We start from the raw sequence: 22,885 nt of genomic DNA, 5'->3' as shown, positions 1-22,885 counted from the left end.
TCCACGCTCAGCCGACCATCATCGACCTGCGCCAAAACTTCCACGCGGTTCAACTCGCGCTCGCTCATCATCACCCATCCCATGTCCGCTCATCCTCACATCGTTATGCGAAGAGAGTGACACTTCTTGTCTTAGGCTGTCCTTGGCTCCCATGCGATAACGGAGCCGCTGACCGGCACCTCATATATGCCGGACAGCGGCGGGGGACGGATCGGGACATTTCAGGTCATGCAAGGACCGAAAAGCAGTGTGATCGCCTCCGTCTTTTCTATCGACCTGAACGGATACTGGGGCGCAAAGCCCGCATGACAAGACGAGGTGAGGAAAAGACAGATGAATGATACCATTGGAATCGACGTATCAAAAGACTGGCTTGATGCCTACAGCATGGCGCGAGCTGAACACAGGCAGTTTGCCAATGATGGCAGAGGCCTGCGCGCGTTGCATCGATGGATAGAGATCAGCAGCGCCGGTTTGGTCGTGTTCGAGGCATCCGGCGTGTACCACAGGCGACTGGAAAACAGCCTGTCGGAAGGGGCTGTTCCATATTCCAAGGTGAACCCACGACAAGCCCGTAGGTTTGCCGAAGCAACGGGGACGCTTGCGAAGACCGATCGGGTCGATGCAGCGATACTCGCCAAGATGGGCACCATTTTGCAGCTTGAACCGCAAGCGCCTAAAGCTGAATATCTCAACATTCTCAGAGAGATGATGACGGCCAGGCGTGGGTTAATCAAAGATCGCGTCACGGTGCGCACACGGATGCAAACAACCACACAAAAGCTGCTGAAGCGCCAGCTGAAAGAGCGGCTGACCCAAGTTGAAAAACACCTTGATCAGATTGATAAGGCCATCCTGGAACTCGTCGCGCAAGACGCTCAGCTGATGGCGCAGTTCGACATCCTGACAAGTATTCCCGGCATCTCAACGGTCACCGCATTTTCGATGCTGATCGAAATGCCCGAACTGGGCACCATGAGCGGAAAACAGGCTGCATGTCTGGCCGGATTGGCTCCGATCTCACGCCAATCAGGAAAATGGCAGGGCAAGGAACGCATCCAAGGCGGGCGCGCATTCTTCCGCCGCGCTATGTATATGCCCGCACTGTGCGTGATCCGTCACGACCTGAGCGCAAAGAGGAAATACGACCAGCTGGTGAAAGCCGGAAAACCGCCCAAAGTCGCGCTGACCGCCATCATGCGAAAGCTTGTCGTTGTCGCAAACGCACTTCTCAGAGACGGGCGGAAATGGTCTGAAGATTACGCTTGATCAACACGGATACTGCTTTGCCCATGGGTGACATTATCGCTTTGCGGCCACAAATCTTGCTCGTATAAGCAAAGTTATGTTAATTATTGATATTTTCACCCCGTTCAGACGATCGCATCCCGGGAAGATGAGGGATTTCTGTGAGCGACAAGAGGCCTTATACTGTGCCACGCCAACAGGTCGGGTGTCGCGCACCGCCCATTGTCCCAACCGGAGACGTCCCATGTCACTTTCCAGGACCTGCCACGTTCTGTGCCGCACTCTGTTCTGTTTGGCCCTCTGGCTGGCGGGGCCGGCCGCGGCACAGGTCACGGACCGGCCGATGTCGGTGGGGCTCAACGGTATCTCGGACTGGTCGACGCAGCATCCTTTCCTCGACCTGATGAAAACCGCGCGCCCCTGGATCGGGCATCTGCCGGGCCAATGGGGCGGCGTGTCATTCGAAGACCTGCAGGCGCAGGGCGCGATCGATGAAAATGGCTGGCCCCGGCGCGTGCCCGCCGAGGTCAGCTCTCTCGAGGCGCTGATCCTGACCGATCAACCGGTCGAGGCCACACATCTGGCCGGGCGCTATCACGTGTTCTTCACCGGGCAGGGCCGGTTCGAAATCACCGGAAACGCCCGTGTGATCCGTCGCGCGGAGGGGCATCGCGTGTTCGCCTACACCCCCGGCGACGGGCCGGTCGGGCTGCAGATCTCGGCCACCGAGGCCTCCGATCCGATCCGCGGGATCACAGTGGTGAAACAAGAGCATCTCGACCTGCATGCAGGCGGCGCGCGTTTCAACCCCCTCTGGACCGACAAGCTCGACCGGTTCGGCACGATACGGTTCATGGACTGGATGGAGACCAATAACGCCACACGCGCCACATGGGACGATATGCCGAAAGAGACGGATTTCTCCTATTCATGGCGCGGCGTGCCGCTCGGAACGATTGTCGATCTGGCCAACACGCTGCAGGCGGACCCGTGGATCAACCTGCCCCACCTGGCCGATGATGCGCTTGTGCGCGCCATGGCGGACCAGGTCAAAACCACGCTGGATCCGGGGCTGGTGGTGCATCTGGAGTATTCCAACGAGGTCTGGAATTTCATCTTCGACCAGGCCCGCTGGGCACAGCAGCAGGCCGAAGCCCACTGGGGCGAGGTAGAGGCCGGCTGGATGCAGCTTTATGGCCTGCGCGCCGCCCAGGTGATGGATATCTGGACCGACAGCTTCGGCCCCCAGGCGCAGGCACGGCTGAAACGCGTGGTCGCGGTGCATACGGGATGGCCCGGGCTGGAACGCGCCGTGCTGCAGGGGGCCCAGGCCCGCGCCGTGCTGGGGCGCGACCCGGCGCAGTCTTTCGATGCCTATGCCGTGACCGGGTATTTCGGCCATGAGCTGGGCGCACCGGATGCCACCGAAGCGCTTCTCGATACCGCCGAGGCGCGCGCCCGCGCGACCGGCACCGCCGACGGGCTCAGCCGCGTGGCGCTGCGGGAACATGTCCGCGCGCACCGGTTCGATGGCACCTTTGCCAAGGCCGCCGAGACGGTGCGCGCCGGATCGTTCCGCGAGATGACGGAGAGGCTCTGGCCGCATCACGCGCAGGTGGCCGACCGGCACGGGTACGAGCTGTTGATGTACGAGGGCGGCACCCATGCCGCGGCGCAATGGGACGCGGTCGACAATGACCGGCTGGTCGGCTTCCTCAATGCGTTCAATTATTCCGCCGAGATGGGTGCGCTCTACCGCGATGCGATCCGCGCATGGCACGCAGCGGGCGGCGCGTCTTTCAACGTGTTTGTCGATGTCGCGCCTCCCGGCAAATGGGGCAGTTGGGGTGCGCTGCGCCACCTGGACGACGACACCCCGCGCTGGCGCGCGGTGCATGGCGACTGATCGCGCAACGAACCGGCAGATGCAAAAACGCACCGGGCCGGAAAACCGGAACCCGGTGCGCAAGAGGCCGTGCCTGACGCGTCAGAGGAAAACGCGCCCGTCACATCCGGCTCTGCAATCAGCCCGCCTTGGGTCCCAAAAGCAGCCACAGGATAACCCCCAGGACCGGCAACAGCAGGATCACAACCGTCCAGAGCAGCTTGGCCCCGGTCGATGCCCCGCTCTCCCATGTTTTAACCAAGGCATAAATGTCCGCGATCAGGACAAGAATGCCGAAAATACCGTATTCCATGCGATGCCTGCCATTTCATTCGTCTTGACTGGAACAGGAACGGACCAAGGCGCCTTTGGTTCCCGGCCTATCGTGCCGCGCGACCGGTGCGCGGCGTCCCGCATCGCCAGATCTGGCGATATGCGGCGCCGGGCCGGGCACGCTATCGTGCCGGCATGACACCGCGTTTCGTGCTGCATATCGGGGCCAACAAGACCGGCACCTCCTCGATCCAGCGGATGCTGGCCGACAACGCGCAGGCGCTGGCCCGCGCCGGATGGGTCTATCCCGATTTCCACCTGCTGCACTGCGGGCATCACCCGCTGGCCTATGCGCTGGCCGGACACCCAAAGCGCGGGCTGGCGCGGGGCTGGCGCGCGGCCTTCGCCACGGCCACCGCCGATCCGTCATACCGCTATGTCATCTCGTCCGAACTGTTCTTCCGCAATGTCCCGCCACCGGCCGCCGCAACGCTGTTTCCGCCGGGTCAGACCCGCATCGTGCTCTATCTGCGCGAACATCTGGGCTATCTGGCCAGCTGGTACGCGCAGGCGGTGCAGGAGCGGAACCTCACGGCGTGTTTCGACGATTACATCCGCCTGTTCCCGCAGCCCTTCACCGGGTTCCTCAAGCGCTGGGAAGCGGTCTATGGTGCCGCGGCCATCACCCTGCGCCCGTTCCGCCGGGACGCCTTCTCGGGCGGCGACATCTGCACCGATTTCCTGGCCCAGATGGGCGGCGTCGACGGCATCGCGATGCCCCGGAGCCACAGCAACCTGACGATCTCGGGCAACCTGCTGGCCTTCAAGCGGATGCTGAACCACGTGATGAGCTATGACGAGGCGCATGCCCATCCCATCCCGGACGAATTCGGCGCCTATGCCGAATTGCGCGAGAGCTTTCGCGGCCGGTTCGAAACCGGACCCGACACGGCGGCCCTGGTCGCGCGGATCTTCGACGCCGACCGCACCGCCCTCGGCGACCGCGGCCTCGATCTCGGACCGATCCCGGAACGCGTGGCAGGCCATCGCTGCCCGGACATCGAGACCCTGCAAGACGACGTGTCCCTGATCGCCCGGGTGGCGCAGGAAACGGGCAAGAGCTTCCTGCCATACGCCCGCCGCCTGCCGGTCTGGCCAGGTGCGTCGGGATGAACCGGGGCCGCTTTTCCGGCAATGGACACCCACCGTCTGCCGTAACCCTTCATTAACCTTGATAAAGCAAGGATGACCGGGACACCGACCACTTCTGCCCCGGACATTATTCCATGCGCATCCACACTCCCGACCCCGGCACCCACGGACTTTCCCTGCGCGGACGACTGCTGAGCCAGGCGCTGCGCGGCCACCTGCACCGGCGCGGGCACGCGCTGGTCCCGCCGGTGCCGCGCCAGACCGGGCAAGGCGCGGTCCAGGATACGCTTACCCGCGCCGCCCTGCCGCCGCGCCCGCATGCCTCGGGCAGCGCCTCGCTCGGCCTCGGCCTGCCCGAGGCGCTGCGGCGCGGCCCGGCCACGCTGCTGCTGATACAGTCGCTGTCTGCCGAGTTGCAGACGTTTGGCGGTCCCTGCACATGGCAGACGGCGGGCACCCTGCCGCTGGTGCTGCAGGGCTATGACCGCGCCATCCTCATCGATCGGGCCGATGTGGCGGGATCGGTCGGCTTTGCCCCCTGGATCCCGCTGGCGTTGGCCGACCGTTTCCCGGTGCCGGTCCCCCTGCCGCCCGCCCACGCCGATGCGCCGCCGCGTCTGCTGATCCTCGATCACGGCGCGCCCGCGGGCCAGGCCGAGGTGCTGCGCCGCGCACTGCACACACGCGGCCTGCCGCTGCGCCTCATCAGCCATGACAGCGATCATGCCACGATGGGGGCGGGGCTGGCGGCCGATCTGCACCTGCATCTGGGCTTTGGTCCCGACCGGGCGGTGGCCGGGCTGTCGCCTTTCGACAGCCTGATCTCGGGGGCCTATACGCTGGTCCTGCCCGCGCCGGGGCAGCGGCCCGGCCCGGTGCTGCGCCGTTTCTGCGCCGCGCGCTCCTACGCCGACCTGGCCCCTGGCCTGTCCGAGCTGGAAACCCGCGCGGGACCCATGCTGGACCGGATCACCGCGATCCGCCGCACGGGCGACGGCCAGAACCCCGAACGCGCGCGCTTTGCCGCGCTGAACGCCGCCGCCCGGTCCGAGGCGCTGGCCCGTTTCGACGCGGTGTTCGAGACGGCATCCGCCGCGCAAGAGGCCGCCTGATGCGCCTCGCCTGGGTCTGTCCGATCTCGGCGCGCACCGGCGTGGGGACCTATGCCCAATCGGTGCTGCGCGCGCTGGTGCGCCGCAAGGGGCTCGAAGTGGTGGTGCTGCACCCGCCCTGTCCACCCGAGGACCGGCTCGAGATGCCCTGCCCCACCCTGCCGCTGTCGGAGGCGCTGGTGCAGTCGGACCTGCCCGCGCTGTTTGACCTGATGCTCTACCACCTGGGCAACAACGAGACCCATCACGGCCTGATCCTGCGCGCGCTGATGGCGCATCCCGGCCCGGTGGTGCTGCATGATCACGTCTACCAGCACTTGCTGGCCGGGCTGCACCATGACGGCACGGCCCCCGCGCCGGGCTTTGCTGCGCTGATCCACGCGGTTGCGGGGGCGCCGGGCTTCGACTACCTCGCCTCGGGCGGGGTGCTGCGCGCCAGCAAGGCGGTGTCCTACGTGCCCTGGGAAAGCACCTGGGCGTCGCAGGTCCCGCTCTCGGACGTGCTGGCACGGCTGGCCACCGGGGTGGTCACCCATTCCGAGTTCGCCGCCCGCGCCATCGGTGACGGCTATCCGGGATCGCGCACCACGCTCTTCATGCCGCGCCCCGATATACCGGTCGATCCGGCCGATCGCGCACCGGGCTACGGCGCGCGGCTGCGGCTGGCGGCCACCGGCCATCTCGGCCCGACCAAAGGGCTGGAGATGCTGATCGACGCGCTGGCCGCCGCCCCCGATCTGGCGCAGCGCTATCATGTCACCCTCGCCGGGCACGCGGGCGACGCGGCCTACCTGCAAATGCTCACCGCGCGCGTCAAGGCGCAGGGGCTCGACGATCGCATCTGCATCCTGCCCGACCCGGACCAGGCCAGCTTTGCCGCCGTGCTGCAGGAGGCGGACCTGTTCTTCAACCTGCGCCGCCCCAACACCGAAGGCGCGTCATTGTCGCTGGCCGAACAACTTGCCAGCGGCCGGCCCGTCATCGTGCAGAAATCGGGCTGTTTCGCCGAGATGCCCGCCAAATGCGGCTGGCATCTGCCCGCCGAGGCCGGGGCCGAGGCGCTGGCGGACACGCTCCGGACGATCGCCCGCGACCCGCGCGAGATCGCCACGCGCGGCACGGCGGCGGCGCGGCACATGGGACCGCGCAATTCAGCCGCCTATGCCGACGCGCTGGCCAGTTTCCTTTATGCCGGACAGACCCGGCTGGCCCGCCGCGCCGCGCTGGCCCACGGCCGCAGCACCACAGCCGAGCCACAGGATCGCGACTGGCACGCCAGCTATGCGCAGGTGCGCGGCGTGATGTCGGGGATCATGGCCGGGCGCGGGCTGCTGCCGCCGGATCTGTGGTCCTGCCCGGCGCACGATATCGGGACATATGTGGCTCTGAACCTGCTCGACTCTGCTGTTTGCGACCCCGAGACACTGGGCCATGCGCTGCTGCAGGGGGGTGGCCTGGCCGCCACTGAACGGCTGGGGCTGTTGCGGCAGCTTCTGGCCCGCGCCTGCGACATCCCCGGCGACACCGGTCACCAGCTCTCGGACCTGGCCTTGCCGATCACCGATCCCGCGCTCTGGACGGTGCTGCTCTGCCTGCCCCCGGCGCTTGCCCTGCCGATGGGGCTTCAGGCGCTGGGACAGCACAGCGGCCCCGAGGCACAGGCCCGGTTGCGCGACCTGGCCCATCGCAACGGCGTGGAGGCCACCCTGATCGCCTATCTTGACGGTCGCGGCGATCCGGTCCTGGAGCAGCCCGACATGGCCCCCGTGCGCGAGATACTGCATGCGCCCGACACTGCGGCCCTGGCCGTCCTGCCGCCGCTTGACGGCGACACCGACCTGATCCGCATCGCGCGGGAGGCCCCCCGGGACGCGGCGCACCAGCCGCTGCGCCTTGTCGGCTTTCATCCCCCCGAAGAGGCCGGCATCTGGACCGCCCGGCCAGAAGCGAGCATCCGCACCCTGGCTGGCCCGGATCACCCCGTGACCGCGCTCAGCGGATCGGCGGCCCTGCTCGACGCGGCATTGGCCGAGGGCACACAGACCCTGACCGTCACCGCCACCGAGGAGACCACGGGGCGTCACGCCACCTGGTCCGGCACCCGCGGCGGGACCGAGGACCCCCGGATCGACTGGGCCATACCCCTGCCCCGCTTTACCGGACCGCTGCGCATCGACCTTGCGCTGCCCGCCTGCCACAGCCCGCGCGATCTCGGCACCTCGGCGGATCCGCGGCCACTGGGGCTGTTGCTGCGGTCATTGCGTTTGCAGACCACTCCGCCGCAGCTCGCCGCGGCGGAATGACGGACCAGCCCCGGCTTCGCTGGATCCGGCCCCGGGCTGCGCGCTTGCACGCATCCGCTTGCCGTCAGGCCAGTTTGCGCGCCAGCCGCTTGGTCAGCCAGCGCCGCCAATAGGACCTGTACAGCAGCCGACGCAGGCTCTTACGGCGCTTGTGCCCATGCTTGCGCCGCCCCGTCTCGAGGCTGGACAGGCCCGCATGTCGGCCGCGCTGGGTGATCACCCGCGGATCGCAGGCATAGCTGTCGAATTGCAGGATCGCGTCGGGCCAGTCCGAGGGTTGCACCACCGGCCCGTCGCGGAACGCCAGATGCGCCGCCACCTCGCGCGACACCATGTAGCCCGTGGCCAGGAAGGGCGGCAGCGCCATCCGGTAGGCGCGCACACCTCCCGGCAGGATCAGCCGGTCGCGCATCTTCACATAGGTGTTCTTGTGATCGAACAGGAGCAACCCGCAGGGTGGATCGGCCAGCGCCGACACCAGGTCGAAAAACGCGGGGCCCGGATCGGCGTCATCCTCCAGCACGATGGCCGAGGGCGCGTCCCCGGCGGCGATCCGCTCGTAGATTTGCCGGTGCGACAGCGCGCAGGCAAATTCGCCGTCCGACATCGGCCGCCCCATGCGCGCCTCGGCCCCGGCCCGGTCGACCAGGGGCTCATGCGCCCGGGGCAAACGGCTGCGCCCGTCGATCCCCCAGAACACCTCGAAGGTCAGCCCGCGCACCGTGAGCGCCTCGGCCAGCGGCCCGAACCGCTGCGCACCCTCGAGGCTCAGGATGTAGATCGGAGGAAACTCCATTGGACGGGGGCCTTCATGGTCAGAGCTGGCAATACCGGCCCGCATCAGGGCTTGGCGCGACCCTAAAACGGAAGCGATACTGTCTCAAGCAGTCCCGGCGCGAGTCCGCCACAGGTCCGGCAGAGCGGCGCGAAAGCCACGGTCTGGCGTCAACCTACACCAGAATGCAACTTTAGATTGTTCCTCCGACAGGCCGGCACCATGCTCGGCACATGGCCCCCCTGCCCCATATCACCGTGCTCATGGGCACCCGCAATGGCAGCGCCTTTCTGCGCCAGCAACTGGCCAGCCTCGCCGCGCAGGATCATCCCGACTGGTCGCTCTGGATCAGCGATGACGGATCCACCGATTCCACATGGGCGCAAATTCACGCCTTTGCCGAAAACCAGCCCAACCCGGTTGTCTTGCTGCACGGCCCGACCCGCGGCATGGCGGCAAATTACCTTGGCCTGCTTTGCCACTCCGATCTGCCCCCCGGTCCGGTCGCCTTTGCCGATCAGGACGATCTGTGGCTGCCGACCCATCTGCGCCGGGGGCTGAGGGCGCTGGCGCATGATCCCGCACCCGCAGCCGGGCGGGTCTATTGCGCCCACCGGATGCTGCTCCGGCCAGCACAGCCGCCGCGCCCGATGCCCTGGCGCGGCGGCAACAGGGCGGGGTTTCGCAACGCCCTCGTGGAATGCCTGACACCGGGAAGCGGGCTGATGCTCGATGCCGCCGCCACGGCGCTGGCCCGGCAGGCCGGCCCGGTGGATGTGCCGTTCTGGGACTGGTGGCTTTATCTGTTGCTCACCGGGTCCGGCGTGCAGGTCCTGCAAGACGCGCGGCCCGGCCTTCTTTACCGCGCCCATGCGGGCAATCACCTTGGTCCCCGCGCCGGGTTGCGCGCCGCGCTCTGGCGCGTGAACCGGCTTCGGGATGGCAGTTACCGGGGCTGGATGTGCCGGAATATCACCGCGTTAGAGACAAACATGGCCCATCTGACACCCCGGAACCGGACCATCCTGCGCCAGGTCCTGTCGCTGGATCCCAGGCAACGCCTGCGCCACCTCAGCACGCATCGCCACTGGCTGCGCGACCGCCTTGCCCTTTGGCTCGCCGCGTAACGGCGCCTCACGCCAGCCGCTGCATCTGTGCCTGGTAGCGGGCGATCGCCGCCTCCAGATCGTCGAACAGGCGCAGACGCCCATTCTCCAGCACCGCCCCCGCCGTGCACAGGTCGCGCAGCTGCGCCGGGGCATGGCTGACCACGATGGCCCCCGCCTGCCCCAGCCGCGCCTTCAGAAGCGCGGAGGTTTCGCGGCGAAACGCGGCATCGCCCACCGCCGTGACCTCGTCCACGAGATACATGTCAAACGGCACCCCCATGGAAATCGCGAACCCCAGCCGCGCCCGCATTCCGCTGGAGTAGCGCCGCACCGGCTGGCGCATCGCGTCCCCCAGCCCCGACACGTCGCGCACGAAAGCCGACAGTGCACGGCTGTCCACACCGTAGACCCGCGCGACGAAGCGAGTGTTCTGTGCGCCTGTCAGATCGGGGTGGAAGGCTCCGGCAAAGCCCACCGGCCACGACACGCGCCCCTGCCGGATCACCCGGCCCGCATCGGGGCGCAGGCTGCCCGCGATCAGCGCCAGAAGCGACGACTTGCCCGCGCCATTGCACCCCAGAAGCGCCGTGGCGCGGCCCCGGGGGAAGGTGGCGTTGATCCCCCGCGCCACCGGCGGCCCGCCGGGAAAGCGTTTCCAAAGATCGTCCAGCACGATCATCCGCGCCGGTCCAGCGCGGCATAGACCGACAGCGCGGCCAGCCCCCAGAGCAGAATCGCACCGCCCGCGATCAACGCGATCAAGCGCCCGCGCCGCGGATATTGCGAGGATTGCGGCAGCGTCGGCTGTTGCCAGGCGGCCAGGTAACGGCTTTGCCGCCGCGCCTCGGCCTGGGCCATGTCATGGGTGCTGCGCGCCGCCGCATAGGCCCGCTCGGCGAAATCCCGGTCCGCGATCAACACCTCATAGGCGCCCACGACGCTGGCAAAGGCATCGCCATCCCCCTTCAGTCCCAGCTTGGCGCGCTCGGCGGCGATCCGCGATTCGATCACCGCCACCCGGCGCGCGCCCTGCGCGATGCGCGGATCGCCCGCGCGCGTCGCCTCGCGCAGCAGGTCCAGCCCGATCAGCGCCTCGGCCAGTTGCCCCTGCAAAGTGCCCAGCAGGCGGGCCCGCGCCTGGAGATCGACCGCCGGATCGACCAGCTGATGCTGGTTGCGAAACACCGTGATCGCGGCGCGGGCCCGCCGCAGCCGCGCCTCGGCCGTCTCCAGTTCGGCCGCCGCATCGCGCAGCACATCAGCCTGCGCCACGTCGCTCAACTCGTTGATCAGCGCCGTGGCCCGGGCCACGATGGCGGCGGTGATCCTCTGGGCGTCTTCGGGGGCAAACCCCGTCACCCGCAGCGCGATCAGCCCAGCCCGGCTGTCATGCGATACCGCGACACGGCGGGACCAGTAGCGATGCAGATCCTCGGCCGATCCGGCCCGTGGAAAGGCAAAAACAGGGTCTGTTACGCCTTGCGGCGCCTTGGATCCGGGTTTCGACCAGAGATCCGACAAGCCCAGGTCCGCCTCCAGTTCGGCCACGAGACGCCGCGACGACAGGTATTCGTAAAGAATATCGGTATCGCGCGTGCTGCTGCCCGAAAGCCCCGCCGGGCCGCCCGGCCCCGCGAGCGCGGCCGCGCCGACCTCGTGCCGCACGGCAAAGCCGGCCTCCGAGGCGTATTGATCCGCCGCGCGCCCCCAAAGATACACGGCGCTCAGCAACACCGGCAGCACCACGCAAAGCCCGAAAGACAGCGCCAGCGCCACATGCCGCCGCGCCCATCCGGCCCGCGGCACCGGCGGCAGCGCTGCCACCGGGTCCGAGGCCAGGGCAGTGGCATAAAACGGCGCGGCCGGATCGCGAGGGATTGCCTTAAGGCGAGTCACTGTATAATAATTCCTCTTATGCGGGTTTCTTGCAGCGAAACACATCCATGAGCCACAGCGCCCACCCCGGCCCCTGGCGGGCGGTGGGCGCGCTCATGCTGCGCGAGATGGCCACCACGCAGGGTCGCATGCCGGGTGGCTATCTCTGGGCCGTGGCCGAACCCCTGGCGGGCATCGCGCTCTTGTCGGCGATCTTTGCCATCAGCTTTCACGCGCCGGCGCTCGGGGTCAGTTTTCCGCTGTTTTATGCCACCGGGCTGCTGCCCTTCCTGGCGTTCACCGAAATCACCGGCAAACTGGCGCAGGCGCTGAACTTCTCGCGTCCGCTTTTCGCCTATCCGGCGGTGGGTGTGTTCGATGCACTGCTGGCGCGGTTCCTGCTGGCGGTGCTGACCCAGGTCGCGGTGGCAAGCCTGCTTCTGGGCGGAATCCTGTTTCTCGGCGAAACACGGGCGACGCCTGATATCGCCATCCTGGCGCAGGCAGCGGGGCTGCTGGCGGTGCTTGCCCTGGGGGTCGGGGCGCTGAATTGCCTGCTCATCGGGCTCGTGCCGCTCTGGCAGCGGATCTGGTCGATCGCCATGCGGCCGATGTTCCTGGTCTCGGGGGTGTTCTTTACCTTTGAAAACGTCCCCCTGCCTTGGCGGGACCTGCTGTGGTGGAACCCGCTGGTGCACGTGGTGGGGCATATCCGGAACGGGATCTATCCCGGCTATGACGCGGGCTATATCAGCCCGGTTTTCGTGCTGGCCCTGGGGCTGGGCACGGCGCTGCTGGCCGGGATCGGATTGATGCGCTGGCACCGCGACATCCTCAGCGATCTCTGACAGATAGATCCGAAGCGGCCCCAATGTTTCGCGCGCGAAACAATAGGTCCGATCCGGACCTGGTTCGAGACGCGCCAGGATCATGCCTGCACCCGGCGCGCAAACAGGTTTCGCAGCACGACAGAGCCTGTTTCGCGGTCTTGCGCGGGCCATCCCGGCAGGCTGCGCAGCGCAGACAGAAGCGCCTCCCGGTCCACCGACCCGTCGTTTCGCAGCGCAACAACCCGCCCGTGGCCCGATTTGCGCAACGCATCCCCCTGCCCGCCCAGGTCGAAGCCAAGACAGGGCAGCCCGGTGGCCAGCGATTCCTGCGTGACATAGGAAAAGGTTTCAGGCCAGAGCGACGGGATCAGCCACGCGCCGATGCCGTGTCGTGCCACCAGCTGCGGCAGGTCGCTCAGCCGGTAGCCGCCCACGACGCTCACCGATCGCGGCAAAGGACACTCCGGGGCCACCTCGCCCAGCACCACCAGCCGCGCCTCTCCCGTGTCGGCAAGGACCCGCGCGAGATCCGCCACCACCGCCGCGCCCTTCGGCGCATTGAGGTGTCCCGGCACGCCAATCACCATACGCCCCGCGGGCGCAGGCGACAGGCGCGGCACCGCACCCAGGGGTCCATGCGGGCGCAGGCGGAGTTTCCCCGCGAGATCGGGATGGGTCTCCGCCACGATCCGGCGGGCCGCATCGGAGAACACCGTCAGATGGTCCGCCCGGTCCAGCGCCACCCGCCAGAGCGACTGCCACTCGGGGTCGGGGGCGCTGCGCCACGTGTAATCGCGGTTCAGCGGGAAATAATCGTGGAACATCATTTCCAGACCCTGCCCGCCGGCGCAGAGGTCGAGCAGGCGACGCGGGATCTCCTCTGGCGCGGGGTCTCCCACGGCGCAGGCATAGATCACGGTTCGCGGCCCGGCATGGCCTAACAGGGTCTGAATATCGGCGAACCGCGCCGTCGCGCCGCGCGTGACACCAGCCTTGCTGTGCAGCTCGAGCTGCCAGCGCAGCGGACCGCCCAGCCGCAGCACCACGGCCAGCTCGTGACCGTGCAGCTTTTGCTCCAGCCAACGGGCCACGCCACCGCCGAGCGAATGGGCGACATAGACGGGCAGGGGCGCCCCGTTCAACCGCGCCCTGGCCCAGAGCAGACCGGCGCGCAACCGCTCGCCTGCTGCCGGGTCCCGTGCCTTCGCCTGCGCCACGTCCCCGTCGAAGCGCGGCCAGCGGCGTGACAGCACCGGAGCGGCGCGATCGCGCAGGATTTGTCTCTGTTGCGCTCCGAAACTCGCCGCGCCCACATGGCCCACGAAAAGACCGGTCTGGCACAGGTGCCGGCCGCCCAGGGCGCGCGTGCGCTGGCACCAATCCACTTCTTCGCCATAGCCGCGGCCAAAGCGGTCATCGAACCGTGGCACCTCGGCCAGCCACTCCGGACCAAGCGCCATGCAAAAGCCCGAGCCCGTGGGCAGTATCGGCAGGCTCCTGTGACGCGCCAAGGGCGCGAGCGCCGCATCCACCGCATCCGCTTCGCCCTTTCGCAGCGCAACACCGGCGCAGGCATGGGGCGCGCCCATCAACTCGCCCTCGTTCGACAACGGTGTCACGCTGGCCACGGTGCCATCCGCGAGGATCGGGGCGATCAGCCGCCCGGCCCACCCCTTGGGCAGGGTAACATCGGAATTGAGCAGCACGACCGGCGCGGTGACAGGGCCGAGCGCCGCCAGGGCAGAATTGACCGACGCGGCAAAGCCACGGGCGCTGTCGTGGCAAATCAACTGCGCCCGGTCCCGCCGGGCCACCCAGTCGCGCAGCATGGGGCGGATCGCGGGATCGCTGGAGCCATCCTCGACGATGAGCAGCCGCCAGGGCAGGTCGGTCATCGTCTCGATCCGGTGCAGGCAGCGCCCCACATGCGGAGCCGCATTATGCACCGGCAGAATGATCGTGACGCCGGTCGCGATGCGAAACAGGGATGTGTCCGCACGCGGCAGGTCCAGCATCGGGGCGGGCAGATCCGCGGCAAGCCCCAGTTCCCGCACGGCGCGGGCGCGAATATGCGGCGCGCGACACCGCGGCAACAGCGGCAGGATGCGGAGCCCCCGCGCCAGCAGGCCGGGCCAGAGCGCGAGATGGCCCCGCGCCAGATCAACACGTGACAGGGCAGGGATGGTCACCGCGTCGCCCCCGGTTCGCAGCGAAATCCGCAAGCCCGCCCCATGCACATGCGGCAGGGAGGGCGCTCGGCCGTCAGCGCGGGCACCGCCATGCTCGAGCACGACGCTGTCCGCGTCCACGCAGACGCGCCCCTGGCGCAAGTCGACGGCGATCGGGGGCGCCTGCGCGATCTGGACGACACCGAAGGACAGCGCCAGGTGATGCGTGGCATAGCGGCGATAGAGCTGCCGCAGGCGGAGGAACATGGGCACGGCTTTCGGAACAATCCAATCACCGGCCAGATTGCCTCGGAGATGGTTAACGCGGGCTTAACCGTGGCCAAATTCAGCGGGGTGAAATTAGGTCCGTATCGGTCCCAATGTTTCGCACGCGAAACAATAGGTCCACTTCGGACCTATCTTGCAACCCTGTCCGAGGCCGCCTTGAGAAGCATCAGCAGATCCGACTCCATGCGTTTCGGCCAGGCTGCGCCAAGGATCGACAGCGTGCCATCGGCGTGCCGGCGCAGCGTGAATGCGCCTACCGTTTCGTCGCGATACGCCTTTTCAGACGGGTCTGGTTTCGTCTCTGAACCGCTGTTCAGAGACTGTGCCTTCTGCGTCAGCATCTTTGTCAGAAGGGCTGTTTCCGCCTCTGGCGTGTCGGGCTGCGTTTCCGCCAGCCTTGCTTGCAGCGCTGCGGCGAAGCCATCGTCCCGGGTGATTGCCTGCGCCAGGCTCAGACCCAACCGCTCGCTGAGCGCTTGCGGAAAGCGCAGCGCACCGTCAAGCGCGCGCACCACGGGAAGGAAGCTGCCGATCTTCGACCGCTTGGCGCGGCTGGCGGAGCGGAAAAGCTCCTGCAAGGCCGTGCGCTCCAGCGCGAACACGCCTTCTTCCACCGCCTTGGAGACGATTCTGGCGCGTTCGAAGTAACTCAGGTCGACACGGATCTCGTTTTCCTCGACCATCGCGAGATAGGCGTCAGACGCCTCTTCCGGGCGACGGAGCAGGGCCAGCACGGTGGGTGCGCCCGCGCGGTCCTCTTCGGCGATCTGCGCCAGCGCGCGGCAGCGCCGCCACCCCGAGATCAGCCCATAACGGCCATCACCCAGCTGAACCACCTCGATCGGTGTCTGCTGGCCACGGCTGCGCAGGGACGCCACCAGGGTGCGCATTTCGCCCTCGTCCACCACGATGCGGTCGCGGACAAGGTGATCCACCTCGATCTGGTCGAGCGGCAGCTGCACCACCATGCGGCCCTCGTCGCGGGCGCGCGTCATCGTGTCGGACAATTCGTCCAGCGCCGCCGAGGCCGAGGCGTCGCGCGCCACATCGGCGATCGGCGCCGCCCTCGGGGGCGAGAACATCGCCTTTGTCTCAAGCGCGGACGGGCTGTCGAGATAGGCGGGATTCGGCGGTGTCAGGCGTTTGCGTTTGGCCATGCGGGCCTCCATGCATGATGTCGCGAGGGTTGGGGCGCATGATGACTGCCGGGTAAATATGGCGCGCGTTGATTGGGGCTCTGCCCCAAACCCCGGGATATTTCAGGCAAGAAGAAAGACCGGTGTGTCGCGGCGCGGACCACGGGGACTCCACCCGTTCGGTGCGCGCACAGCCCCCCCGAGCGTTTGCCGCATGGCGCCCCAGGTCTCATTGCGCAGCCTGTTGCGCCGCCTGCACGTCACGGTGCCAGCTGCCGATGAGAAGCTGCTTGAAGGCGGCGTAGGTGGCGTCGAACGTTTCGCGGCCGCGCACATAGGTTTCACGGTTGAAATCGCGGTAATCGGCCTCGTAGATGCCCTGCACCTGCTCACCGGCCTGGCCGATCAGCGCGGTAAAGCCCTGACGGTGCGGCGACAGGGTGGGGCCGAGATAGGCCTGCATCAGCGCGGCGAGTTCGGCCTGTTGCGCCGGATCGAAGCGGGTGACCACGGCGCGCACCGCGTCCCACTGGAAAGCCAGCCCGTCGCGGCCAAGCGCGCGGGCGGCCATGTTCTCGGCCTCCTCGATGGAACCGAAGGTGGCGTGCAGCATGTCGAAGAATCGCCCCGTCGAGTCAAATTCCAGGAAGGACGCACCCAATGGGACCAACAGGATGTCCGAGGCCGCCAGCCCGTTGATGGTGAGGTAGCCAAGGGCGGGTGGGGTGTCGAGGAAGATCACGTCGTATTGGTCCAGGATGCCGTCTTCGGAGAGCGAGTCGGTGAGCGCGTCCCAGAGCTTCCAGCCGCGCGATCCCATGCGCCAGACGGGGATCTGGAACTCGGCCCAGTAAAGGTTCAGCTGCGCGCCGATCAGGTCGATATTGGGCCAGTGGGTTTTCTGGATCAGCGTTTCGCTGCGGGCGGTGAGCGCATCCGACAGCGTGTCGTCGAGCGGCATGGGCGCTTCGCCCCGGTCCATGCGGCGCTGGTTTTCGCCCTGCAGGTGGCGGGCATGATGGCGCGCCAGAAGCGGGAAGACGGTCTGCCATTCATCGGCGACGGTGCCGCCGAAGATCGAGGTCATGGAGCCCTGGCTGTCGAGATCGATCACCAGCACCTTGTAGCCGTCGAGCGCCGCGGACATGGCGAGATGCGCCGCTGTCGAGGTCTTGCCGACCCCGCCCTTGAAATTGGCCACCGCGGCGAGTTTGGCCGGCTGGCCCTTGGGGCGGTAGGGCAGGTATTCCTTGGTCTTGGAGCCTTCGGCGGCGAAATGCGCGCGCAGGCGCAGCACCTCGTCGAAGGTGAACCACTTGGCGCCGCCCGTCGTTTCGCTGCGGCCTTGCGGCAGGACGGGATTCTGTTTCAGCACGCGGCGGAAATGCCCCGTGGCGACCGGGATCAGGTAGCGGGTGATTTCCCAGGTGGAGAAGAGGCGCAAACTGCGCCCGCCACTGTCTTCCAGACCCCGGCTTGCCAGATCGGCGCGGCCCGCTTCGCAGGCGCGGGCGATCCGCGCGAAATCCTCCGTCGTGGTGGGGGCTCCCAGCCCGCCAAGTGCGGTGTTGGGATTGATGTTGAAATAGGGAGGAAGGGCCTGTTCCGATGTCATGTGGTGCTCTGCCATGGCTGGATCGCGCCTCTTGATGTGCGCTCTTTCCGGCATACTACCAGAAAAACCCGTACATGGAAGTAAAACCGCTACATTGTGCATCTTCCCAAGCAAATTCAGGGGGTTGAAATACCAGTGCAGGGGCATGTTCCTGATGTACCGGGATGCGCCGGTAAGTTAATTTCTGTTAATTATACGTTAAACGCTTGGGGACGTCTTGCCAAACTGTTGATTTGAAAAAAGATTATGCATCTTTTGCCTGGCAGAGCGATTCCGATCCACCGTTAGGGCGACTCTGATCCTCCGAGCAAGCGATTCCGATCCGGCGATGCAAAGGGTGGGAATCATGGACTTGGGATGTGGATAACTTTACGCTGGGTGTCACTGAAACCCCGATAGGCCGGGTCGGCGCAAGATCGACAGACCGGTCCTCGCGGGGGCGAGCAGAGCAAAGAACAGGCGAACCCGATGGGCGCGACGAGCAGAGGCGGGCTGTTGCCCGACCGACATCCGACAGGCGATTTTTTCGTCTGCGACTTTTTCGATGCCAGTCCCAAGGATGACCTGGCATCGATGGAACATCCGATCTTTTCGCTGTCCACGCGGCCCGATACCCGTGTTCTGTCCTATGCCCATAACGGGGTCGAGGTGCAGGTCACGCCATCGGTGCGGGGACGGGCGACACTGCATGACAAGGATATCCTGATCTACTGCATCAGCCAGCTGGTGGCGGCTATGAATGCGGGCCGTGAGGTGGGACGGACCCTGACCCTGCGCGCGCATGATCTGCTTGTGGCGACCAACCGTGACACCGGGGGTGACAGCTATGCGCGGTTGCGCGAGGGATTCGAGCGGCTGGCGGGTACGCGGATCACCACCAACATCGAGACCGGCGGGGTCGAGGCAACGCGGGGTTTTGGCCTGATCGAGAGCTGGGAGATCCTGCGGCGGTCCAGGGGGGGACGGATGATCAGCGTGACGGTGACCCTGTCGGACTGGCTTTACAGGGCGGTCTGTGCCCGGTCGGTGCTGACCCTGTCGCGCGACTATTTCCGGCTGCGCAAACCGCTCGAACGGCGGGTCTACGAGCTGGCGCGCAAGCATTGCGGGCGACAGGCGCAATGGGAAATCTCGATTCCGGTGCTGCACCGCAAGGCAGGCTCGGCCGCGCCCGTGCGGGTGTTCCGCGCCGCACTCCGCAGGATGATCGCCAGCGATCATCTGCCCGATTATGCCCTGTCCGAACGCGCGGGCGATGTGCTGGTTGTCACGCGGCGGGCCAAACCGCGCCCAATGGATGCCCCGATCTTGCGGCAGGAGACGCTGGAGGCGGCGAAGGTGCTGAAGCCCGGCATGGATGTCTACGGCCTGCAGGCGCGTTGGCTGGCCTGGTGGGACGAGACCGGGCGCAAAAGGCTGACCAGCCCCGACCGGGCCTTCCTCGCCTGGGTGAAGACACAAAAGGACGGCTGATGCTGGAGGTAGAGACAACCGCCCTTGCGGGGCTTGTGATCCTGACGCCGCGGCGCTTTGGCGATGCCCGCGGGTTTTTCGCGGAGACATGGAACCGGGCGCGGTTTGCCGGGGCGACCGGGGTGGACCCGGACTTCGTGCAGGACAATCATTCGCTGTCCGCGACAGCCGGTACGCTGCGCGGGCTGCATTACCAGGCGCCGCCGCACGGCCAGGGCAAGCTGGTGCGCTGCGGGCGCGGGGCCCTGTTTGACGTGGCCGTGGATATCCGGCGCGGGTCTCCGACCTACGGGCAGTGGGCTGGTGTCGAGCTGACCGCAGAGAACGGGCGGCAACTCTGGGTGCCCGAGGGCTTTGCCCACGGGTTCGTGACGCGTGCGCCGGAGACGGAGATCGTCTATAAATGCACCGGCTACTATGCGCCCGAGGCGGAAGGCGCGCTGCGCTGGGACAGTGCCGGCATCGACTGGGATTTGACCTGCGATCCGATCCTGTCGAACAAGGATGCCGAGGCCCCGGTGCTGGCGGAGATCGATAGCCCGTTTGAGTGGAGTGAAACGTGAAACTTCTGGTAACAGGCGGGGCCGGGTTCATCGGATCGGCGGTGGTGCGGCGGGCGATCGGGCAGGGGCACGAGGTCGTCAACCTCGACGCGCTGACCTATGCGGCCTGCCTCGACAACGTGGCCGTGGTGGCGGATCATCCGGGCTACAGCTTCGTGCAGGGCGATATCCGCGATACCGCCCTGCTGGAGACTGTCTTGGCCGAATCTGAACCGCAAGCGGTGATGCACCTGGCGGCCGAATCCCACGTCGACCGGTCGATCGACGGACCCGGGGCCTTCATCGACACCAATGTGGTGGGCACCTACACGCTCTTGCAGGCGGCGCGGCGCTACTGGGACGCGCACGGCCGGCCCGAGGGTTTCCGCTTTCACCACATCTCGACCGACGAGGTCTTCGGGTCTCTGGCTGCGACTGGCCAGTTCACCGAGGACACGCCCTACGATCCACGTTCGCCCTATTCGGCGTCAAAAGCGGCGAGCGACCACCTGGTGCGGGCGTGGTGGCATACCTATGGGCTGCCCGTGGTGCTGTCGAACTGCTCGAACAATTACGGGCCCTATCATTTCCCGGAAAAGCTGATCCCGGTTGTGATCCTGAACGCGCTGGCGGGCAAGCCGATCCCGGTCTACGGGCAGGGCGAGAACGTGCGCGACTGGCTCTATGTCGAGGACCATGCCGATGCGCTGCTGACCGTGGTTCAGCGCGGCGCGGTGGGCCGGTCCTACAATATCGGCGGCGAGGCCGAGGCGCGCAATATCGACCTTGTCCGCATGATCTGCGCCCTGATGGACGAGATGGTGCCCGCAGGCGCACCGCATGACCGGCTGATCAGTTTCGTCACCGACCGTCCCGGGCATGACCTGCGCTATGCGATCGACCCGTCTCGGATGCGCGGTGAGCTGGGCTGGCGGCCCTCGGTGACGCTGGAGGAAGGGCTGCGGCGCACAGTGCGCTGGTATCTCGACAACGAGGACTGGTGGCGCGTCTTGCAGGGCCGCGACGGTGTAGGGGAACGGTTGGGAGCGACGGAATGACCGCTCCTTCATCTTGCCAAGCAAACTCCGGGGAGCGCGAGGGGCTGGCCCCTCGCTCCCGGCAGCAGCCATGATCCTCGTCTTCGGCAAGACCGGGCAGGTGGCCACGGAACTCCAGCGGCAGGCGGATGTCATCGCCCTTGGCCGTGATCAGGCGGATCTGTCGGACCCGCAGGGCTGCGCCGCCACCATCGCCGACCTGACCCCCCGCGTCGTCATCAACGCCGCCGCCCATACGGCCGTCGACAGGGCGGAAGAAGAAGAGGCGCTGGCCCAGACGATCAACGCCGCCGCCCCCGGTGCGATGGCGGCGGCCTGTGCGCATCTGGACATCCCGTTCCTGCATGTCTCGACCGATTACGTCTTCGAGGGCAGCGGGCAGCGTCCGTGGTGCGAAACAGACCCTGTTGCACCGCAAAACGCCTATGGCCGCACCAAGCTGGCGGGCGAACTGGCGGTGCGCGCGTCGGGGGCGCGGCACATCATCCTGCGCTGCTCTTGGGTGGTCTCGGCCCATGGGACGAATTTCGTCAAGACCATGCTGCGGCTGTCTGAAACCCGCGACGTGCTGAACATCGTGGACGACCAGATCGGTGGGCCGACCCCAGCCGCCGATATCGCCGCGACATTGCTGACATTGGCGCAAATGATGCGCGCCGGCGGCATGTTTGGTGGCGCGCCTTCGGCCGCGACCGGCGGCACCTATCACTACGCCGGCGCGCCGCAGACCAGCTGGGCCGGGTTCGCCCGCGAGATCTTCGCGCAGGCTGGTCGGGACGTGACGGTCACGGGCATCCCGTCGTCGGACTACCCGACCCCGGCAACACGCCCGCTCAATTCCCGGCTTGATTGCGCCAAACTCCAGTCGGATTTCGGAATTATGCCTGCCGACTGGCAGGACGGCCTGCGCGCCATATTGAAGGAGTTGGCCCTGTGACCAGACATGAACATGCGGCACGATCCGCGCGCAAGGGCATCATCCTCGCAGGCGGGTCGGGCACCCGGCTGTACCCGATCACCATGGGGCTGAGCAAACAGCTCTTGCCGCTCTACGACAAGCCGATGATCTACTATCCGCTGTCGGTGCTGATGCTGGCCGGCATCCGCGAGATCGCGATCATCACCACGCCCCAGGACCAGGACCAGTTCCGGCACCTTCTGGGCGACGGGGCGCAATGGGGGTTGACGTTCACCTTCCTCGAACAGCCCTCACCCGACGGTCTGGCGCAGGCCTACCTGCTGGCCGAGGATTTCCTTGATGGCAGCCCCTCCGCCATGGTGCTGGGCGACAACATCTTCTTCGGCCACGGCTTGCCAGAGGTTCTGGCCAGCGCCGATGCAGCGCATACCGGCGGCACCGTCTTTGGCTACCGCGTCGCCGATCCCGAACGCTATGGCGTGGTGGATTTCGGCGAAGGCGGCACAGTGCGCCAGATCATCGAGAAACCCGCCAAGGCACCGTCGCCCTACGCGGTCACAGGGCTCTATTTCCTCGACGGCACGGCGCCTGCCCGCGCGGCGCAGGTGCAGCCGTCAGAGCGCGGCGAGCTGGAGATCACGGCGCTTCTGGAAAGCTACCTCGCCGACGGGCAATTGAGCGTGGAACTGATGGGGCGGGGCTATGCCTGGCTCGATACCGGCACACATGGATCCCTGCTCGATGCCGGAAACTTCGTACGCACGCTGAGTGATCGCCAGGGCCAGCAGATCGGCAGCCCCGACGAGATCGCCTTTGCCCAGGGGTGGATCGACGCCCTGGCGCTGCGCCAGCGTGCCGGGATGTTCGGCAAGAACGGCTACGGCGCGTATCTGCTCAGCCTGCTGAACGAGGGCTGAGCCGTCCCTCTCCCTACCACTCGTCACGCTGAGGCGATTCGGATAAGGAAAGGTTGGGGGAGGTAGGAGACAGCGCCTAAAAGGACATTAAGGCTAAATTTAATTTTCAATTGAGTCACCACTGCTTGTGCCATCATTTATGGTCAACCCAGAATCTATGACAAATTTGGTAAAAAACGTGTTGACGACTCCGGGGGGTATCCCCCG

The 22,885-nt window shown here is 66.7% G+C and carries 19 protein-coding genes; 12 read left to right on the top strand and 7 right to left on the bottom strand.

Annotated features, from left to right (window positions below):
* Positions 1-333 precede the first annotated feature (333 nt).
* Positions 334-1,269 (top strand): IS110 family transposase, encoded by a 936-nt coding sequence (locus LCF59_RS14755; protein ID WP_292288381.1) that lies wholly within the window; start codon positions 334-336, stop codon positions 1,267-1,269.
* Between the two features lie 223 nt (positions 1,270-1,492).
* Positions 1,493-3,154, top strand: coding sequence for a hypothetical protein (locus LCF59_RS14750; RefSeq protein WP_292288380.1), 1,662 nt, complete (start codon positions 1,493-1,495; stop codon positions 3,152-3,154).
* Positions 3,155-3,272: 118 nt separating this feature from the next.
* Here LCF59_RS14750 and LCF59_RS14745 read toward each other — a convergent pair whose 3' ends face one another.
* A complete protein-coding gene (locus LCF59_RS14745) occupies positions 3,273-3,446 on the bottom strand; it encodes a PLD nuclease N-terminal domain-containing protein (protein ID WP_292288379.1) in 174 nt (57 codons plus the stop codon).
* 155 nt (positions 3,447-3,601) lie between these two features.
* Here LCF59_RS14745 and LCF59_RS14740 point away from each other — a divergent pair, with 155 nt between their 5' ends.
* The 3 genes from LCF59_RS14740 to LCF59_RS14730 all read left to right on the top strand — a co-directional run bounded on the left by LCF59_RS14740 (position 3,602) and on the right by LCF59_RS14730 (position 7,973).
* Positions 3,602-4,579: a hypothetical protein gene (locus LCF59_RS14740; protein ID WP_292288378.1), complete on the top strand. Its 978-nt coding sequence runs from the start codon at positions 3,602-3,604 to the stop codon at positions 4,577-4,579.
* Between the two features lie 113 nt (positions 4,580-4,692).
* Positions 4,693-5,670, top strand: a complete 978-nt coding sequence (locus tag LCF59_RS14735) for a hypothetical protein (RefSeq protein ID WP_292288377.1) — start codon at positions 4,693-4,695, stop codon at positions 5,668-5,670.
* Complete coding sequence (locus tag LCF59_RS14730) at positions 5,670-7,973, top strand: glycosyltransferase family 4 protein (RefSeq protein WP_292288376.1); 2,304 nt, start codon at positions 5,670-5,672, stop codon at positions 7,971-7,973. The genes LCF59_RS14735 and LCF59_RS14730 overlap by 1 nt, the downstream gene beginning before the upstream one ends.
* A 64-nt stretch (positions 7,974-8,037) precedes the next feature.
* Here the strand turns inward: LCF59_RS14730 and LCF59_RS14725 are convergent, their stop codons facing one another.
* Positions 8,038-8,769, bottom strand: a complete 732-nt coding sequence (locus LCF59_RS14725) for a glycosyltransferase family 25 protein (RefSeq protein ID WP_292288375.1) — start codon at positions 8,767-8,769, stop codon at positions 8,038-8,040.
* Positions 8,770-8,981: 212 nt separating this feature from the next.
* On the opposite strand from LCF59_RS14725, the gene LCF59_RS14720 reads away from it, so the two are divergent.
* The gene (locus LCF59_RS14720) at positions 8,982-9,875 is read left to right on the top strand and encodes a glycosyltransferase (RefSeq protein WP_292288374.1); all 894 of its coding nucleotides are present in this window, start codon (positions 8,982-8,984) and stop codon (positions 9,873-9,875) included.
* A gap of 7 nt (positions 9,876-9,882) precedes the next feature.
* Here LCF59_RS14720 and LCF59_RS14715 read toward each other — a convergent pair whose 3' ends face one another.
* Together LCF59_RS14715 and LCF59_RS14710 are read right to left on the bottom strand one after the other, a co-directional pair.
* A complete protein-coding gene (locus tag LCF59_RS14715) occupies positions 9,883-10,536 on the bottom strand; it encodes an ABC transporter ATP-binding protein (RefSeq protein ID WP_292288373.1) in 654 nt (217 codons plus the stop codon).
* Positions 10,533-11,753 carry a capsule biosynthesis protein gene (locus tag LCF59_RS14710; protein ID WP_292288372.1) on the bottom strand — a complete coding sequence of 407 codons (1,221 nt, stop codon included), beginning with the start codon at positions 11,751-11,753 and terminating at the stop codon, positions 10,533-10,535. Before LCF59_RS14710 ends, LCF59_RS14715 begins: the two co-directional genes overlap by 4 nt.
* Positions 11,754-11,800: 47 nt before the next feature.
* On the opposite strand from LCF59_RS14710, the gene LCF59_RS14705 reads away from it, so the two are divergent.
* Entirely contained in the window at positions 11,801-12,580 is a 780-nt protein-coding gene (locus LCF59_RS14705) for an ABC transporter permease (protein ID WP_292288371.1), read from the top strand.
* 80 nt (positions 12,581-12,660) lie between these two features.
* Here LCF59_RS14705 and LCF59_RS14700 read toward each other — a convergent pair whose 3' ends face one another.
* The 3 genes from LCF59_RS14700 to LCF59_RS14690 form a co-directional block, all read right to left on the bottom strand.
* On the bottom strand, positions 12,661-14,997 hold the full coding sequence (locus LCF59_RS14700) for a glycosyltransferase (protein ID WP_292288370.1): 2,337 nt from the start codon (positions 14,995-14,997) through the stop codon (positions 12,661-12,663).
* 149 nt (positions 14,998-15,146) lie between these two features.
* Positions 15,147-16,175, bottom strand: a complete 1,029-nt coding sequence (locus tag LCF59_RS14695; protein ID WP_292288369.1) for a ParB N-terminal domain-containing protein — start codon at positions 16,173-16,175, stop codon at positions 15,147-15,149.
* A 208-nt stretch (positions 16,176-16,383) separates the two neighbouring features.
* Positions 16,384-17,769, bottom strand: a complete 1,386-nt coding sequence (locus tag LCF59_RS14690) for an AAA family ATPase (protein WP_292288368.1) — start codon at positions 17,767-17,769, stop codon at positions 16,384-16,386.
* Positions 17,770-18,237: 468 nt separating this feature from the next.
* Here LCF59_RS14690 and LCF59_RS14685 point away from each other — a divergent pair, with 468 nt between their 5' ends.
* From LCF59_RS14685 to rfbA, 5 genes are all read left to right on the top strand, one after another.
* On the top strand, positions 18,238-19,242 hold the full coding sequence (locus tag LCF59_RS14685) for a replication initiator protein A (protein ID WP_292288367.1): 1,005 nt from the start codon (positions 18,238-18,240) through the stop codon (positions 19,240-19,242).
* 2 nt (positions 19,243-19,244) lie between these two features.
* Positions 19,245-19,805 (top strand): dTDP-4-dehydrorhamnose 3,5-epimerase, encoded by a 561-nt coding sequence (gene rfbC / locus LCF59_RS14680; protein WP_292288382.1) that lies wholly within the window; start codon positions 19,245-19,247, stop codon positions 19,803-19,805.
* Positions 19,802-20,842: a dTDP-glucose 4,6-dehydratase gene (rfbB, locus tag LCF59_RS14675; protein ID WP_292288366.1), complete on the top strand. Its 1,041-nt coding sequence runs from the start codon at positions 19,802-19,804 to the stop codon at positions 20,840-20,842. Before rfbC ends, rfbB begins: the two co-directional genes overlap by 4 nt.
* 70 nt (positions 20,843-20,912) lie before the next feature.
* Entirely contained in the window at positions 20,913-21,779 is an 867-nt protein-coding gene (gene rfbD, locus LCF59_RS14670; protein WP_292288365.1) for a dTDP-4-dehydrorhamnose reductase, read from the top strand.
* A complete protein-coding gene (gene rfbA / locus LCF59_RS14665) occupies positions 21,776-22,678 on the top strand; it encodes a glucose-1-phosphate thymidylyltransferase RfbA (RefSeq protein ID WP_292288364.1) in 903 nt (300 codons plus the stop codon). Before rfbD ends, rfbA begins: the two co-directional genes overlap by 4 nt.
* Positions 22,679-22,885: the final 207 nt, after the last annotated feature.

The sequence above is a fragment of the Marivita sp. genome (assembly GCF_020055675.1).
Taxonomy (GTDB): domain Bacteria; phylum Pseudomonadota; class Alphaproteobacteria; order Rhodobacterales; family Rhodobacteraceae; genus Marivita.
Note: the sequence above shows the minus strand (reverse complement) of the source record. Positions and strands in the feature narration are given on the sequence as shown.